The 15,916-nt window shown below is 58.7% G+C and carries 14 protein-coding genes; 12 read left to right on the plus strand and 2 right to left on the minus strand.

All coding sequences use genetic code 11. The features are described 5' to 3' along the window. Positions 1 to 98: 98 nt before the first annotated feature. Both MSL71_RS13155 and MSL71_RS13160 read right to left on the minus strand, forming a co-directional pair. A complete protein-coding gene (locus MSL71_RS13155) occupies positions 99 to 1,403 on the minus strand; it encodes a COG3014 family protein (RefSeq protein WP_180141023.1) in 1,305 nt (434 codons plus the stop codon). A gap of 149 nt (positions 1,404 to 1,552) precedes the next feature. Beyond that, positions 1,553 to 2,155, minus strand: a complete 603-nt coding sequence (locus tag MSL71_RS13160) for a penicillin-binding protein activator LpoB (protein WP_180141025.1) — start codon at positions 2,153 to 2,155, stop codon at positions 1,553 to 1,555. A gap of 1,166 nt (positions 2,156 to 3,321) precedes the next feature. Here MSL71_RS13160 and MSL71_RS13165 point away from each other — a divergent pair. From MSL71_RS13165 to MSL71_RS13220, 12 genes are all read left to right on the plus strand, one after another. Next, complete coding sequence (locus tag MSL71_RS13165) at positions 3,322 to 3,744, plus strand: cytochrome c3 family protein (protein ID WP_180141027.1); 423 nt, start codon at positions 3,322 to 3,324, stop codon at positions 3,742 to 3,744. Positions 3,745 to 3,848: 104 nt separating this feature from the next. Further along, on the plus strand, positions 3,849 to 4,520 hold the full coding sequence (locus MSL71_RS13170) for a methylenetetrahydrofolate reductase C-terminal domain-containing protein (RefSeq protein ID WP_180141029.1): 672 nt from the start codon (positions 3,849 to 3,851) through the stop codon (positions 4,518 to 4,520). A 138-nt stretch (positions 4,521 to 4,658) separates the two neighbouring features. Further along, entirely contained in the window at positions 4,659 to 5,294 is a 636-nt protein-coding gene (locus tag MSL71_RS13175) for a respiratory nitrate reductase subunit gamma (RefSeq protein ID WP_246317788.1), read from the plus strand. Positions 5,295 to 5,329: 35 nt separating this feature from the next. After that, entirely contained in the window at positions 5,330 to 5,728 is a 399-nt protein-coding gene (locus MSL71_RS13180) for a 4Fe-4S dicluster domain-containing protein (RefSeq protein ID WP_180141033.1), read from the plus strand. 77 nt (positions 5,729 to 5,805) lie between these two features. Continuing rightward, the gene (locus tag MSL71_RS13185) at positions 5,806 to 6,732 is read left to right on the plus strand and encodes a methylenetetrahydrofolate reductase (RefSeq protein ID WP_180141035.1); all 927 of its coding nucleotides are present in this window, start codon (positions 5,806 to 5,808) and stop codon (positions 6,730 to 6,732) included. A gap of 172 nt (positions 6,733 to 6,904) precedes the next feature. Continuing rightward, positions 6,905 to 8,314, plus strand: coding sequence for an ATP-binding protein (locus tag MSL71_RS13190; RefSeq protein WP_246317789.1), 1,410 nt, complete (start codon positions 6,905 to 6,907; stop codon positions 8,312 to 8,314). Beyond that, a complete protein-coding gene (locus MSL71_RS13195) occupies positions 8,311 to 9,828 on the plus strand; it encodes an ATP-binding response regulator (RefSeq protein ID WP_246317790.1) in 1,518 nt (505 codons plus the stop codon). Before MSL71_RS13190 ends, MSL71_RS13195 begins: the two co-directional genes overlap by 4 nt. After that, positions 9,825 to 10,109: a hypothetical protein gene (locus MSL71_RS13200; RefSeq protein WP_180141039.1), complete on the plus strand. Its 285-nt coding sequence runs from the start codon at positions 9,825 to 9,827 to the stop codon at positions 10,107 to 10,109. The genes MSL71_RS13195 and MSL71_RS13200 overlap by 4 nt, the downstream gene beginning before the upstream one ends. A 167-nt stretch (positions 10,110 to 10,276) precedes the next feature. Beyond that, positions 10,277 to 11,047 (plus strand): enoyl-CoA hydratase/isomerase family protein, encoded by a 771-nt coding sequence (locus tag MSL71_RS13205; RefSeq protein ID WP_180141041.1) that lies wholly within the window; start codon positions 10,277 to 10,279, stop codon positions 11,045 to 11,047. A gap of 241 nt (positions 11,048 to 11,288) precedes the next feature. After that, positions 11,289 to 12,356 (plus strand): sensor histidine kinase, encoded by a 1,068-nt coding sequence (locus tag MSL71_RS13210; protein ID WP_180141043.1) that lies wholly within the window; start codon positions 11,289 to 11,291, stop codon positions 12,354 to 12,356. Next, on the plus strand, positions 12,343 to 13,107 hold the full coding sequence (locus MSL71_RS13215; protein WP_180141044.1) for a LytR/AlgR family response regulator transcription factor: 765 nt from the start codon (positions 12,343 to 12,345) through the stop codon (positions 13,105 to 13,107). Before MSL71_RS13210 ends, MSL71_RS13215 begins: the two co-directional genes overlap by 14 nt. Before the next feature lie 312 nt (positions 13,108 to 13,419). After that, entirely contained in the window at positions 13,420 to 15,834 is a 2,415-nt protein-coding gene (locus MSL71_RS13220) for a 3-hydroxyacyl-CoA dehydrogenase/enoyl-CoA hydratase family protein (RefSeq protein ID WP_180141046.1), read from the plus strand. Positions 15,835 to 15,916 lie beyond the last annotated feature (82 nt).

The raw sequence follows: 15,916 nt of genomic DNA on the forward strand, positions 1-15,916 counted from the left end.
TACAACTCAGCGTTTTCGACCCGTGAAATCTCCGGGCATGGTTAACGGCATCAAGGCTCGCCCGGAACCCCGGAGTCGGGGCCCGGGCGAAGCCGCGGTTAGTGCATGGTGTGGTTGAAGACAAAAACGGTTTGCCCTGCCTTGACGTTGATGGTCTCAAGGTAGGTGTCGACCACGGAACAGTTGCCGGCAAAGGCCTTGTATTCGCCGGGCTCCACAAACCGGCTGGTCAGGAAGATCTGACCGGGCAGCGTGCGCCAGGATCGGGTGTCGGCCTTTTCCGTTGCGCTGGCAGCCACCTGACCGGCGAGCTGGGCCAGCATACCGGCAAACTCGCCCTGCTCCTTTTCGATCTCTTTGGCCGCGGCATGGACCGCCACCTGTTTGGCCACGGCGCGGGCAATGGTCTTGGTCCAGATACGGGTTTTCCTGTCGTCCAGGTTCTTGACGGCGATGGCGGTGATGTCTTCGGCCACGGTGGCCGGCGACGTCAGGGTGTTGCCCTTGTCGTCTTTCAGGGTCAGGCTGCTGTCCGTGCAGCCCCTAGGAAAGGTGACATACCGGGGAAAGGCAATGGAGATGGGTCCCGTGGGAGCCATGTGGGTGATCTTGTCCTCCACCTTCTTCGGGGCCTTTCCGTTGAGTTGGACATAGATGACACGCCCTTTTTTCCGCGCGGACCGGTAGGAGGGGGTGGTGCCGGTGAAGCCCTTTGTCAGCTTTTTGGCCTCACTGAGCCGGTCTGCGGGAACCGCCACGCGAAGCAGGTCTGCGTACAGAGAGGGCGGGGTGGGGGTGCCGTAGGCTGTGTTGTAGTCTTTGTAGGCCCTGAGGGCTTCGTAGTAGTAGATGTAGGCTTCACTGTATTCGCCGTCTATCTCGCTCAGGATACCGCTGATGTAGCGGCCCAGGGCGTCCTCCTTGTAGACGTTTTTCTTTTCGTACTGGTCGTTGTACTCCGTCAAAAGGGTGTTGAGTTTTCGGCACTCCACAAGGGCGCTTTCATAGTTGCCGTCCCGGATGTAGGTGAAGGCGGCCATCAGGTTGATGAGGGCCCGCTCAAAATCTTCGCCGGGGTAGTCGATGACCAGGTCGTTGACCAGGTAGGAGGCGGCCCCTGCGCTGAGGCTTTTGGTCCAGAGGGCCTGGGCCATCTCATCGGCCTCACTGAACTCAGCGGCGGCATTTTTCAGGTCGCCGCACTCATAGTAGATCATGGCGCAGTCGAGGTGGTAGAGCAGCTGGGCGTGGCTGCCGTAGTCGGATTGTCTGGTTTTGATCATCTCTTTGGAGGCGACGCAGTCACCTGCCTTGAGAAGGCTGTCAAGGTTGGCGTAGTCAAATTTCGGGGCACAGCCGGTTGTGGCGATGAGCAGCGCCACAAGGAGAACAAGTCGTTTCATGGGGGTCACACCTTCCTCATGAGAGCATTACACGGAGCGTCTGAACGGGCAGCCGGTACGGCCGTAGACCGACCAGGCGAAGTGCCGCCCGATCTCCACTGGAGGGTCGGGCGGCGTGTCGTCAATGGAATGTCGGAGCAGCAGGCAGATCAGAACTTGAAACGGCTCTGCTTGATCACTTTTTTGATCTGCTTTTCCCCGATCCACACTTTTTTGTTCTTCTCCAGGTCGATGAGGGTCATGTCCACCTGGTAGAAACGAACTGATTTTCCCCCGTCCTTGTTGACGATGCTGTTGAGCTCCCCCTTGAGCATGAAATCCGCCCCGATCTCCTGGCCGGCCGACTTGGCGGTCTCTTCCGAGGCGTGGGAGGCCTGGTCCAGGCGCTCGTCGCGGATTTCATCGCGCTCGCCGCGGCTTGCGACAAACTCCACCTGGCCGGAGTTGAGCAGGGCCCGCTCCAGGTTGCGGACAAAGGTTTTGACGTTGATGTGCTCATGGCTCTTGTTTTTAACCGAGCCGATGATGACCACGGGGTTCTCGCCGTTGTTTTCTTTGTAGAAGCGGTTGAGCCAGGGTCGGGAGAGTACGTCGTCGATCATCTCATCGGCAACGAGGCGGGAGTCTGTGTCGTTCCATTTGTCCCCCACATCCGTGACGCTGTCGGTCTCGACCCGCTGGGTGGACATGGTCTGGCATGCCGTCGTAAGGGCAAGCAGGGCAAAGGCAACAAGAAGGGCGCTCTTTTTCATAATCTTTAAGGTTCCTTGGGTTTTGGTCTGGATGTTGGGGCGCGGAAAATGAGGGAGACGACACCAAACCCATGGCTTGTTCTGAGGGGCAGGAGGCAAGGTGCCTGCCGTTGCGGTGTTCATGGGTCTCTCCTTTTCTGTGCCGGACATGACGGCTTCGCAAAAAATCACTCGATCAGGTCGCCTGAACTCCGGTTGCGCAGGGTATGGCAGTCTTGAATCACGGGCACCCCGGGGACCTGACCGGGGTACGATTTTTTACGGTTGCATGAAAACAAGTCGCCGGGGACGTCCCGGGACGCATGGTGCAGGCCGAAGGGAAGATGACGACGTGTGTCGGATAACCATCGGTTTTCACTCTGTACCGAAGGGGACTTCCCATTGCAATCTTGCGGTTTCTCCGCCTGCAAACTTAGAAATTATAGGAAGCGGAATCAAGTGATGTCAACATGAAAAATGGTTTCCTGGAAAGTCGTCTGCATGACGTGAATGTTGTGTGAATTTCGAGTGATATAGATCACACGATGTTTTATCGCGTGGGGGGATTTCCCCTTGGGAAGGGCGTGGTCGATATATGCTTTGAAAGCGACAGGATGGAGGGGGAAGATTGACCCTTTGCTTGGTGTGTTGAGCAAAGGGTGTGCGAATTGTCCGATTGTAAAATTTTTGGAGACGTCTATAATGGGGCGGCGTTTCGCACCGGGCCTTAAGGGCGTTGGCCGGTGTGGCGTGGGATCCACGGCCCGGGACCACGACTGGAACGGGAGGCGTGCAAAGGGGTCGTGAAGACAAATGTTTAGCTATTGGTCCAGGTGTTCCTTACGTGGTGTTTCTGTTATGAATATGAAATTCTTTCTTGTTTTGAAGGCATTTCCGAATTGGCTACGAAGAAATCAAAAGTTGAGTTTTATAGTTACTTGACATCAGAAGTCAATTTGCGTATTGAAAGTATCACGTGTCTGATAGGTGTGCTTGAGGCTGAACGGTGTACGCGAATGGCGGGCCCGGCGTCGCTCGTTGCGATTCAGGACACGATCCGTGCATTTTCTCTCTCTCTATGTTTTTCCCTTTGACGACACCTGGTTGTGATGGCTGGAAGGGGTGCTTCCTCCCATCATCTTATGATCATCCATATCTGCGAGGAGTGTGACAATCCCATGGATAAAATGAGAACACGATCTTGCGTACCGTCGCTTTTCATTCTCGCCGTGCTGGCCCTGTTTACCGTGGCGTCGTCTGCCGGGGCCCAGGAGGCGGCAACCAAGCAGAGGCCCGCGGTCTCCTTTCCCCATGAGATGCATTTCGATGTGGCCGATGACTGCCTCTCCTGCCATCACGATTATCAGGACGGGGAGAATGTCCTTGACGAGGACCTGCTCATGGAGACGGAGCCCGAGGAGACCATGGAACTCAACAGCATGGACCGGGAAGAGCTCAGCGCTGTCTCTTGCATCGCCTGCCACAACGACGATGCGAAAACAGGGCCCATGGACGCCTATCACAACCAGTGCATCTCCTGCCATGAGGCGGAAAAAGCCGGGCCGGTCATGTGCGGCGAGTGCCATGTGAGGCCAAAAGGGCTTGAATAACGGACGATGCCGACGGGAAGGATCTTTCGTCGGTATGTGGATCACGCCAGATGACAGCCCCATCCCAAGGTGGGGTTGAGACAACTTATAATTGGGAGGGAACCGTGGTTAAAGCCAAGAGAAAACCGTTGGAAGAGATCGCAGATGCCATATCCCCGTACGGCAAGGTGTTGACCGTGGGGTGCGGCGGTTGCGTATCGGTGTGTCTGGCCGGAGGGCAGCGGGAAGTTTACGAACTCAATGCCGAGCTTGAGCTGACGCTCAAGGAGAGCGGCACCTCCAAACAGTTGGGCAACTACACGGTGGAACGTCAGTGCAACATGGATCTGATGCAGGAACTCGACGACATTGCCGACGGCTACGACTGCATACTCTCCATGGCCTGCGGGGCCGGGGTGCAGCTCATGGCCGAGCGCTACCCGGACAAGCCGGTTTTCCCGGCGGTCAACACCATGTTCATCGGGGTGGACCGGAGCCTGGGCATGTACGAAGAGAAGTGCCGGGCCTGCGGTGAGTGCGTGCTGGCCTACACCGGCGGTATCTGCCCGGTGACCCGATGCGCCAAGGGGCTGTTCAACGGGCCCTGCGGGGGCACCAACAACGGCATGTGCGAGGTGAGCCAGGAGATTCCCTGTGCATGGCTGGACATCTATGAGCGGCTCAAGGCCCAGGACCGTCTGGACGATATCCTGAAGCTCCAGCAGGTGATGCAGTGGCAGAACCAGATGCAGCGCACCGTGGTCCAGCCCAAATACGAGAAACGTTATTACAAGTGATGCCTTGTTGCACGGGGCCTTTACCCGATGCGTGTCATCGGCTCCGGGCACCGGTGAAAAGGGCGTCCCTTTTCACGCAGACGTCAACCCATTGAAAAGGAAAGTGGGGCTCTCATGTATGATTTTATAAGGGGTCCGATGGTCTGGATTTCCATTGCGATCTTCTTCGCTGGCATCATCTGGCAGGTGGTTCGGTTTCTCTCCCTCTCCCGCTCGGTCGAGGACCCGAAGCTGAAGCGTCCGGCCGGCCTGGCGGCCGAGGTGCCGCCTGCCGGGGCAGGGGGATTTTTCCATGCCCTGAAGCTCTCCATTTTTAAGACGAGCCCGGGAATGATCATCGTCACCACGGTGTTTCACTTCTGTCTTGTGGCTGTGCCGCTGACCCTTCTGGGGCACAATATCCTCATCGAGCGGGCCATCGGGTTCTCCCTGTTCTCCCTCAGCGAGAGAACATCGGATATTCTCACTGTGGTCTTCCTGCTCTGCGGCGTCTTTTTTCTTTACCGCAGGCTCTTTCTTCCCCGGGTGCGGATCATCACCAGCGGCACCGATTACCTGATGCTGCTTCTGGCCACGGCGCCCTTTATTACGGGGTTTCTCGCCTACCACCAGGTACTTGATTACAAGCTGATGATCATTTTGCATATCCTGGCCGGTGAGGCCATGCTGATCCTGGCGCCCTTTACGAAATTTGTCCACATGGTCTACTTCTTTGCGGTGCGCTTCACCGTCAGGAGTGAGTGGGCACTGGGCAGCGGCAACAGAAACTGGTAGCCCCCACAGGGCTCCCTTCCATACGGAGAGTCGACATGTTCAAAAAAAACACAGCCGGGGTCGATACCGACCTGATCAAGAAACGGCTCGACAGCAGAAAGGCGAAGATGAAGCTTTCCCTGGCCGCTTGTGCCCATTGCACCCTCTGCGCCGAGAGCTGCTTTCTCTTCAACGCCAGGGACAAGGATCCCACCTACATGCCCTCCTACAAGTTCATCAACTCCATCGGGCTGCTGTACAAGAAAAAGGGGATGGTGGACCGGGCTACCCTGCAGGATATCCGCGATGTGGTGTGGGAACGGTGTGTGCTCTGCACGCGCTGCTACTGTCCCTTCGGCATCGACATCCCGGAAATGCTCGCCTTTGCCCGCACCATCTGTCGCGAGCAGGGCGTCTTTCCAGATTTTGAGAAAGAGCAGAAACACGCGGGTTAACAGACACGTCGATATGGCTTGATCTATTCTTGTGCGAGGCCATGGAAACGTAACACACAGCGAAGGAATGTGCCGATATGAAATCAGGAAGCAATCTTGAAAAAATTCTCGCAGCAGGACACTTTGCATTCACCGGCGAGCTGGGTCCCCCACGCGGTTCCAATGTCGAGCATGTCAAGGAGAAAGCCCAGCACCTGGTCGGCCATGTGGATTCCGTGAACATCACCGACAACCAGACCGCCATGGTGCGTATGTCCAGCTGGGCCGCCGCGCTGCTGGTCAACGAGATGGGTCTGGAGCCCAACTACCAGATGGTCTGTCGCGACCGTAACCGCCTGGCCATCCAGGCCGATGTCTTAGGGGCGTCGGCCATGGGAATCCGCAACATGCTCTGCCTCACCGGCGACCACCAGATGTTCGGGGACCACCCCAACGCCAAGGGGGTCTTTGATATCGATTCCATCCAGCTCATCAACACGGTGAAGACCATGCGCGATGAAGGCACCTTCCTCTCCGGCGAGGAGATCGACGTGCCCCCGAAGATGTTCATCGGCGCCGCGGCCAACCCCTTTGCCGACCCCTTTGAGTGGCGGGTCCACCGCCTGGCCAAGAAGGTGGAGGCCGGGGTCGACTTTGTCCAGACCCAGTGCGTCTACAACATGGACAAGATGCGGGAGTGGGTGAAGCAGGCCGTGGACATGGGCCTCACCGAAAAGGTGCACATCCTGGCCGGTATTACCCCCATGAAGAGCGTGGGTATGGCCAAATACATGAAGAACAAGGTGCCCGGCATCGAAGTCCCCGACGAGCTGATCAAACGGCTTCAGGGGGCGGGCAAGGGCAAGGTGGCCGAAGAGGGCATCAAGATTGCCTGCGAACAGATCGAGGAGTTCAAGGAGATGAAGGGCGTGGATGGCGTGCATCTCATGGCCATCGAGTGGGAACACAGGGTGCCGGAGATTGCCGAGCGCGCCGGTGTGCTTCCCAGGCCTGTCGTCGAATAGCGGGTGTGTGCATGATGTGAGTGTTCAGATAACCACCGGAATAAATGATAAGGCCGCGATGCAATAGGAAGACCGTTGTACGCGGCCTTTTTTTTGATGGAGCCGACTCACTGTGTATCCGGACAAACGAGATGGAACCATACGGGCCATTGAGGAGAAGAAGCGAAACCTCATGCTGGTTTCGCAGGATCTTCGGGTGATCGCCACCAACTTCAGGCCGGGCCTCCGCCGCATGGGGCGCCAGTGCCTGGGCCGCACCTGCCATGAGCTTCTCTACCGGCGGGACCTGCCCTGCAGTCCCTGCCTTGCCGTGGAGGTGTTCCGCACGGGCATGCGCGCGGTTCGGAAGGTGGATGCGGTGGACGGCAAGGCGGTCCATGAGGCCTGCCACTATGCCTACCCCCTCTACAGCGGGGATGAAGTGGCCTATGTGGTGCTCCTGGACTACGACGTCTCCTCCTTTGAGGAGATGGAAGAGGACCTCATGCGTTCCAACGCGTTCTTGAAGAACCTCATCAACAGCGCCGTGGACGGGGTCATCGCCGCCGACATGCAGGGACACATCGTGATCTTCAATGATGCGGCTTCGGACATCTGCGGGTTTCCCGTTTCCGAAGCCCTGGGCGGCATGAACATCCGCAAGGTCTACCCGCCGGGTGTGGCCGAGGAGATCATGAAGAAGATGCGCGGCACGGAATACGGCGGGCCGGGCATGGTCAAGGCCCTTCCGGTGGACGGGATGAACAAGGACGGTGCGCGCGTGCCCATTAACCTGGACGCGGCCATAGTCTACGAAGAGGGCAGGGAGGTGGCCACCATCGGGTTTTTCCGGGACATGCGCGAGGTGTTGCGCATGGAGGCCGAACTCAAGGGGACCCAGCTCCAGCTGCTCCAGGCCGAAAAGATGGCCTCCCTGGGGAAGCTGGCCGCAGGGGTCGCCCACCAGATCAACAATCCTTTGGGTGGGATCCTGCTCTTTGCCCGGCTTCTCCTGGAAGAGTATGATCTTCCCGAGGAAGCCCGGCAGGATGTGAACCGGATCCTGCGCGACGCAGGCCGGTGTCGGGACACCGTGCGGGAACTCCTCGAATTTGCCCGGCAGACCCGGCGGGAGATGTCCTCCCTGGATATCAACCGGGCCATCAGGCGGACCCTCTACCTCCTGGAGAGCCAGACCATTTTCCAGAACATCGAGATCGTTTCGGAGCTGGACCCCTCCCTTCCCCAGGTGCTGGCCGACGGCCAGCAGATGAATCACCTGTTCATGAACATTATTTTAAATGCCGCCGATGCCATGGACAACGAAGGCACCTTGACGGTGAAAAGCGGTGTCACTGAAGGCGGCCGCGTGTTTGCCGAGGTGTCCGACACGGGTTCCGGCATTCCCGGGGATCTCCTCGAACGGATTTTTGAGCCCTTTTTCACCACCAAAGCGGCCGGAGAGGGCACGGGCCTGGGGTTGAGCCTGGCATACGGGATCGTGGAGAGCCATGGGGGGACCATCACCGCGTCCAACAACGAAGGGAACGGGGCAACCTTCCATGTGGAGATTCCCTGCAGCCCGCCACAAGGGGAGCCATGAAGCCCATGGATGAGGATGCCGTCAAGGTCTTGATCATCGACGATGAGGAGGACATCCGGGAAGGGTGTCGGCGTTCGCTTGCCAAGGTGGGGTGCGAGGTGCTCACGGCGGCGGACGGTGGTAAAGGCCTTGAGGTCCTGAGCGCGGAGGCCCCCCGGGTGGTCTTCCTGGACCTGAAGATGCCGGGCATGGACGGCATGGAGGTGCTGGCCATGATCCGGGAGACGGCTCCGGCCTGCCTGGTGATCATCATGACCGGGTTTGCCACGGTGGAGTCTGCCATCATGGCCATGAAGAGCGGGGCCTACGACTTTATCGCCAAGCCCTTCGAGCCCGAACAGCTGCGCCTGGTGGCCGGTCGTGCCCTGGCCCATATCCGGGTGGTACGGCGGGCCGAAGAGCTTAAACGGCAGCGGGAACGCACCCTGGCGGACCTGGGGACGGAGCAGAGCAGGGTGGCGGCGATTCTGGAGTCTCTGCCCAACGGCGTGGTGGTGACCAATGCCTACGGCATGGTGGTGTTGATGAATTCGGTGTTCCAGCGTCTCTTTGCCGGAGGGGCGCCCTTGAGGTCCCCGGATCACATCTCACGCTATATCGAGGAGGCTGATTTCTGCCTCTGGATCAACAGCATCTCCACCGGGGTGTTCATGACCGACGGCAAGATTCCCTCCTGCGAACTCCAGGTGGTGGACAAAGGGTTCTTTCTTGCCCGGGGCCAGCATGTGCTCTCGGCCGAGGGGGAGTGCCTGGGGGCCGTGGTGACCCTCACAGACATCACCGACCTCAAGACCTTTGACCAGATGAAGTCCGAGTTTGTCTCCAAGGTATCCCATGAGCTGCGTTCTCCCCTGACGGCCATCTGCGAGCAGCTCAGCATGGTGGACGAGGAAGCCGGGGCAGACCTAAACGAGGAAAACCGGGGCATGGTGCGCAGGGCACGGGACAAGGCCGGGGCCTTGATCTCCCTCATCGGTGACCTCCTGGACCTTCAGCGCATCGAAGGGGGGGCGGAGTTCACCCACCCCCGTGAGGTGGAACCCGCGGGTCTTCTCACCGCCATGGTGGACTTTTTAAGGGCCCGCGCCCGGGCGCAGGGGGTGTCCCTTTCCCTTGACCTCCCCGAAGGCGAGCTGCCCGTGCTTTTTGCCGACCCCACGGCCCTTGAGAGTATTTACGGCAACCTCATCACCAACGCCATCAAGTACACGGGCAGCGGGGGCCACGTGACGGTGTCCGTGTCCGTGCCGGAGGGCGGAGGGGTTCGCGTGGCCGTCACCGACGATGGCTTCGGTATCGAAGAAAAGCACCTGGAAAAGATTTTTGACAAGTTTTACCGCATCAAAGATGATAAAAGGCGGTTTATCGTGGGGACGGGGCTCGGGCTCTCCATTGTCCGCCAGCTGGTGGACGGACTTGCCGGGGCCGTTGAGGTGACGAGCCGGCCGGGAGTGGGCAGCACCTTTACCGTCACACTTCCAGACAAAAACCAGGTTGCTGCCGAGGATGCATGAACCCTAAAAATCCCTTTAGAAACGAAAACGTCGAGGGCTATGTCACCGAGTTGGGGCGGGCCGCCACCCGCATGGAGCGACTCATGCGAGAGCTTCCCACCACAGACCCCGTGGTACTCGGGGAGCTGCACAGCCTCTCCATGAAAATTGAGCGGATGGTGGTGGAGGAGCCCGGCAGGGAACGCCGCTCCATGTTTTTGGACCAGGTCAGGCGAAAAGCGATGTATCAGAGGCAGCGTTACATGAAAATGGCCCATGCGGGCTCTCTCCGGAATCCCTGAGACGTCCGTCTCACGGCCAGCGCTTTCCGAAATGCGGGATGGACTTTTCAGGGCAAGTCGGGTATATCCATTTTTTGCCGCCTGTAAAAAAAGACAGGCGGTCGGTGAACAAAGTTCTGTGTATTTATGTAAGTATTTTGTGACCATTGGTCGTTTCGGAGGGAATTATGATTAAGGAAAGAGTCGAAGACGGAATTGTCATTATCACCCTGTCCCATGGTGCCACCAACTCCATTACCCTTGACACCCTGCGCCAGATGGATGCCATCGTAAAAAAGGTGAACGAAGATGACGCCCTGAAGGGCATTGTCCTTACCGGGGATGGCCGCTTTTTCTCCAGCGGCTTTCACCTCCCCGATTTCATCGGGTTCCAGTCCCACGAAGAGGCCGTGGCCTGGTTCGAGGAGGAGGAAGAGCTCCTCACCAACTTTTTTACCTGCGAAAAACCCGTGGTCTCCGCCATCAACGGTCACTGCGCCGCCGCCGGCCTTATCTGGTCCTTTGCCGCCGACTACCGCCTGGTCAAGAACCATCCCAAGATCCGCATGGGCATGAGCGAGATCAAGATCGGCCTGCCCCTGTCCATTGCCCAGTACCACGTGGTCCGCTTTGGTCTCAACGACGACCGCACCTACCGCAACGTCATGTTCTTCGGTGAGATGGTGGGCGTGGAGAAGGCCCTTGAGATCGGCATGGTGGACGAGATCGTGGAAGAGGATCAGCTGGTGGAACGCGCCAAGCAGATCGTTACCTCCTGGATTGACACCCCCAACCGGCCCTTCCTCGTCATGAAGAAGATGATGCGCCAGGACACCGCCGACAGCATCCGCAGCCGCCTGGCCAGCGAACCCTGGCGAGCCGGTTTCGACATCTTCACCAAGCCGGAAGTGCGCGGCACCCTTGAATTTGTTCAGTCCATGATGGACGGCAAGAATTGATGCATGGGGACGGCGGGGAAAACATGGGCACCCCTTGGGGGCGCCGTGATTTTTCCGCTGCCCTCTGCCACACGGATTGGAATAGACAAGATTGACTCAAGGCGAGGGCTTCGAAGCCCTCGCCATGCCGGGCAACGGGTCGCTGTCACCTGCCTTTGGCATGGCGCCATGGCCTTCACAGAGGCTGGCCGCCCATTGCCTGACCGACCGGTTTTTCCCGGGGCCGACATCAAGGTGCGAGATGCGTGAGGTTGAACCCGGAAAGGCGTTTGTGCTGCGTGACCACGCAAGGCTCATAGCGCGTAAGTATGTGTCGGCTGTGCTCACGGTGACCGTCATCGTGATGCTCAGCACCATGATGGGGTTTGGTGAGGGGTTTGCCACCAATTTCATCATCGGGCAGTGCGTGGGGACCTGTGCCTTCGCCTTTACCTTCACCGCCCTGGTGTGCCTCCGGTGGAAGGGCCCCCTGGCCCAGATGACCGGGGCTGCCCTTGCCATGGCGGCCGGTGCCTGCACCGGCATCATCCTGGGGGCGTTTTTTTCGGGAAAGGATCTGTTTTTCTATCTCCCGGAGAGGAGCGAACTCATCGTCCAGGTGGTGATCTTAACCGTCATGGGCGGCTCCCTGTTCCGGTTTATCCTCAACTCCCAGGAGAAAATCAGGCAGGCAGGAGAGCGGATCCAGCGGGAGAAGATCAAGCGCCTCACCATCGAGAAAAAGGTGGTGGAGACCAACCTGCGCATGCTCCAGGCCCAGATCGAACCCCACTTTCTCTTCAACACCCTCTCCAATATATTGAGTCTTCTGGACACCGATGTGGACCGGGGCAAGGTGATGATCAGCGATCTCATTGCCTACCTGCGCATCTCCCTGTGCACGAGCCGGGAGGAGATGGCCACCATCGGCCAGGAGATGGAGATGATCCGGGCGTACCTGGATATCTTCAAGATCAGGATGGGGGAACGGCTCTCCTACGAGATTGACGTCCCCGATTCCCTGAGGTGCATCCCCTTTCCCCCCATGCTGATTCAGCCCCTTGTGGAAAACGCCGTCCGGCACGGGCTGGAGCCACGCATCGAAGGGGGGGATATCCGTGTCACCGCCTCGCATCGCCCGGGGTCCCTGCGCATCGACGTGGCCGATTCCGGCCTGGGGTTCCACGAAGGCAGCCACTGGGGAGTGGGGCTTACCAATATCAAGGAACGGCTCGACACCCTCTACGACGGCAAGGCCAGCCTTCGCCTGGGGGGAAACAGGCCCAACGGATTTCTGGCCACCATTGAGGTGCCCCATGGGACAGGTTAAAGCCATCATCGCAGACGACGAGGAGCAGCTCGTCATCTATCTGGAATCCATGCTTTCCCGGATCTGGCCGGAGCTGAAGATCTGCGGCAGAGCCGGAAACGGTCGGGATGCCCTTGCGCTCATCGAAGCCCACGCCCCGGATGTTGCCTTTCTCGACATCAAGATGCCCGGCCTCACCGGCATGGAGGTGGCGGCGCGGTGCGGTGGCTCCACCCGGGTGGTGTTCATCACGGCCTTCAATCAGTATGCGGTGGATGCCTTTGAAAACGGGGCCATGGATTACCTGTTAAAGCCCGTCACCAATGCCCGCCTGGAAAAAACCGTTACCCGCCTGAAAAAACGGGTGGCCAAGACGCCGCCCCCTGCCGAACTCACGGCGGCCATCGAAGAGGTGATCCGGGCCGTGGGCCGGTCGGCCCCCGCCCCCTGCCTGAAGTGGATCAAGGCCCAGCACCGGGACAGCATCCGCCTGATTTATGTCAATGACGTGATCTACTTCAAGTCCAGCGCCAAATACACCTCCGTGCTCACCGCCGAAGGGGAGTCCCTTATCAAAAAGCCCATCAAGGAGCTGAGCGAGGAGCTGGACCCCGAGACCTTCTGGCGCATTCATCGCGGCACGATCATCAATGCGGGGTGCATCGACAAGATCAGCCACTCCCTCACCGGCCGCCTCGCCGTTAAGCTGAAGGGTTCCTCAGAAATTCTCACCGTCAGCCGCAGCTATTCCCATTTATTCAAGCAGATGTAGATGAACGTCGCCTGATCCGGCGGAGCTTCTGAAAAGGTGCTGTGTCTCTGGATCAGGGCCCATTTATTTCCTCCCCGAGACACAGCCGAAACTGTTTCGTTTTCTCGGGTGAATATTGGTGAATATAAATTCATTTTGATCGCATAAAAAACATCGTTTGTCATAATATACAGTCGGTCGTCAGAGCATACGTCCATTCGTCGCTTTCCATTTCCCAGCCCCTTCCTTCCCTCCGTAGGATCCAAAAACCGTGTGAACTGTTTTTACGCGCCTATCATGATTGTCAACACAATATACACGTAGGAGGGATTTATGGTTAGAAAGATCAGTAAAGCTGCGGTTATCGGTTCTGGTATCATGGGCGGCGGAATTGCCGCGCTCCTCGCCGGTGCCGGGGTGAAGGTCCTGCTCCTGGACATCGTTCCCTTTGACCTCTCGGATGAAGAGAAAAACGATCCCGCGGCGCGTAACCGCATTGTCAAGGCGGGTATGGACGGTGCCCTGGCGGCTCAGCCCCCGCTTTTTTACAACAAGAAAGACGCAGGGCTCATCGAGATCGGCAACCTTACCGACGACTTTGACAAGCTGGCTGATTGCGACTGGATCTGTGAAGTGGTTGTGGAGAACCTGAAGATCAAGCAGGAGCTTTTCAAGCGTATCGAGGGCATCCGAAAGCCCTCCTGCATCGTGAGTTCCAACACCTCGGGCATTCCCTTAAAGGCCATGAGCGAGGGCCTGAGCCCCGAGTTCAAGACCCACTTCCTCGGAACCCACTTTTTCAACCCCGTTCGCTGGATGCATCTCCTGGAGCTGATCCCCGGGGAAGAGACCGCCCCCGAGGTGCTCCGCTTCATGGAGCGTTTCGGTGAGATCAACCTCGGCAAAGGCATTGTCTGGGCCAAGGATACCCCCAATTTCATCGGCAACCGCATCGGCATCCAGGGCATGGGCAAGATCATGCAGGAGGTGGTGAAGCAGGGGCTGACCCTTGCCGAGGTGGACGCCCTGTTCGGCCCGGCCATGGGCCGTCCGTCCAGCGCCATCTTCGGCACCGCCGATCTGGTGGGCCTGGATACCATGGCCCATGTTATGGAAAACTCCTATGACCTCTGCCCCGACGATGAGGAGCGTGAGACCCACGTGCTCCCCGAGTTCGTCACCACCATGGTGGAGAAGGGCTGGCTGGGGAACAAGACCAGGGGCGGCTTCTTTAAGAAAGAGAAGAACGCCGACGGCAAAAAGGTCAAGCTGATGCTCGACCCCGCCACCTGCGAGTACGTAGAATTCGTCAAGGCGGATTTTCCCTGCCTCACCGCGGCCAAGGCAGCGTCCACACCCGCAGAAAAGATCAAGGCCGTTGTTTACGGCGACGACAAGGGCGCCAAGTTTGCCTGGGACTGCTCGGCCAACGGCTTGATTTACGCCGCCAACCGGATCCCGGAGATTGCCGCCTCCGTGGTGGAGATCGACAACGCCATGAAGTGGGGCTACGCCGTTGAAACCGGCCCCTTTGAGACCTGGGACCTGGTGGGTGTCAAAGAGTCCGTGGCCCGCATGGAAGCTGACGGCCTGTCTGTTCCCGAGAAAGTCAAGGCCATGCTGGCCGCCGGAAACGACTCCTTCTACAAGGTGGAAAACGGGCGTCAGTATTTCTACGATTTTGCCACCGAGAGCTACCAGCCCGTGAAGCTCAGCGAAACGGCCCTTTCCCTTGCCACCTGCAAGGCCGACGGCAAGGTGGTCAAGAGCTGTCCGTCCGTCTCCCTGGTGGACATCGGCGACGACGTCTTCTGTGTGGAGTTCACCACCAAGATGAACGCCCTGAACCGCGAGATTATTGAGTTCATGGGCGAAATCAAGGAGTTTGCCCTGGAGAACGCGGCGGGCATCGTCATCGGAAACCAGGCAGGGGGCATGCCCGGGGCTTTTTCCGCCGGTGCCGACCTCGACTATGTTCTGGGGCTGTGCAAAGGCAGGAAATTCGCAGAAATGGACGAGTTTCTCTCCCTGGCCCAGAACGGCATCAAGGAGATCCGGTACGCCAACGTTCCGGTGGTGGCCGCTCCCTACGGCATGACCCTGGGCGGCGGGTGCGAGGTGTGCATCGGCGCGGCCGACAAGATCGTAGGGGCCGCCGACCTCATGATGGGCCTCGTGGAGATGGGGGTCGGGCTCCTGCCTGCAGGTGGCGGATGCACCAACCTCTGGAAGAAGTTTGTCTTTGCCTTGCCCGATCCCGTTCAGAAAGACACGGATCTGTCCAAGCTCTTCGTGCCGGTCTTCATGGCCATCGGCATGGCCAAGTACTCCATGAGCGCCAAGCAGTCCTTCAGCCTCGGCCATATGCATCCCTGGGCAGACCGCATCGTCATGAACCGTGACCTGCTCATCGGCGAGGCCAAAAAAGAGGTCCTGGCCATGGTGGATGCCGGGTACGCACCGCCCGTCAAGAAACCCGTGCCCGTCATGGGTGAGGCCGGTACCGGCATGATCCACGCCCAGATCTACAACATGCTCAAGGGCGGATTCCTGAGCGAGCACGACGCCCTCATCGCCACCCGTATCGCAACGGTCATCTCCGGCGGCTCCGTCAAGGAGGGCACGGCCATCGACGAAGACGTCATGTACAAACTCGAGCGGGAAGCCTTTATCGATTTTGCCCAGGAAGAAAAAACCATCGCCCGTATCGAGCACATGCTTAAGAAAGGCGCTCCCCTGCGTAACTAAGGGGACCCTTGGCGTGCGCGTTAAGCGCAGTCTGCGTGAAGCGACCACGTTGATGAAATAAAACGACACCAGGTAAGGAGTG

Source organism: Desulfoluna butyratoxydans (assembly GCF_900699765.1).
GTDB lineage: Bacteria > Desulfobacterota > Desulfobacteria > Desulfobacterales > Desulfolunaceae > Desulfoluna > Desulfoluna butyratoxydans.

Coding starts and splice junctions, on each gene's coding strand:
- MSL71_RS13210 (WP_180141043.1), top strand. CDS start 11,289: ATGCGTGAGGTTGAACCCGGAAAGGCGTTTGTGCTGCGTGACCACGCA.
- MSL71_RS13195 (WP_246317790.1), top strand. CDS start 8,311: ATGAAGCCCATGGATGAGGATGCCGTCAAGGTCTTGATCATCGACGAT.
- MSL71_RS13160 (WP_180141025.1), bottom strand. CDS start 2,155: ATGAAAAAGAGCGCCCTTCTTGTTGCCTTTGCCCTGCTTGCCCTTACG.
- MSL71_RS13215 (WP_180141044.1), top strand. CDS start 12,343: ATGGGACAGGTTAAAGCCATCATCGCAGACGACGAGGAGCAGCTCGTC.
- MSL71_RS13220 (WP_180141046.1), top strand. CDS start 13,420: ATGGTTAGAAAGATCAGTAAAGCTGCGGTTATCGGTTCTGGTATCATG.
- MSL71_RS13190 (WP_246317789.1), top strand. CDS start 6,905: ATGCTGGTTTCGCAGGATCTTCGGGTGATCGCCACCAACTTCAGGCCG.
- MSL71_RS13175 (WP_246317788.1), top strand. CDS start 4,659: ATGGTCTGGATTTCCATTGCGATCTTCTTCGCTGGCATCATCTGGCAG.
- MSL71_RS13180 (WP_180141033.1), top strand. CDS start 5,330: ATGTTCAAAAAAAACACAGCCGGGGTCGATACCGACCTGATCAAGAAA.
- MSL71_RS13205 (WP_180141041.1), top strand. CDS start 10,277: ATGATTAAGGAAAGAGTCGAAGACGGAATTGTCATTATCACCCTGTCC.
- MSL71_RS13165 (WP_180141027.1), top strand. CDS start 3,322: ATGAGAACACGATCTTGCGTACCGTCGCTTTTCATTCTCGCCGTGCTG.
- MSL71_RS13185 (WP_180141035.1), top strand. CDS start 5,806: ATGAAATCAGGAAGCAATCTTGAAAAAATTCTCGCAGCAGGACACTTT.
- MSL71_RS13200 (WP_180141039.1), top strand. CDS start 9,825: ATGAACCCTAAAAATCCCTTTAGAAACGAAAACGTCGAGGGCTATGTC.
- MSL71_RS13155 (WP_180141023.1), bottom strand. CDS start 1,403: ATGAAACGACTTGTTCTCCTTGTGGCGCTGCTCATCGCCACAACCGGC.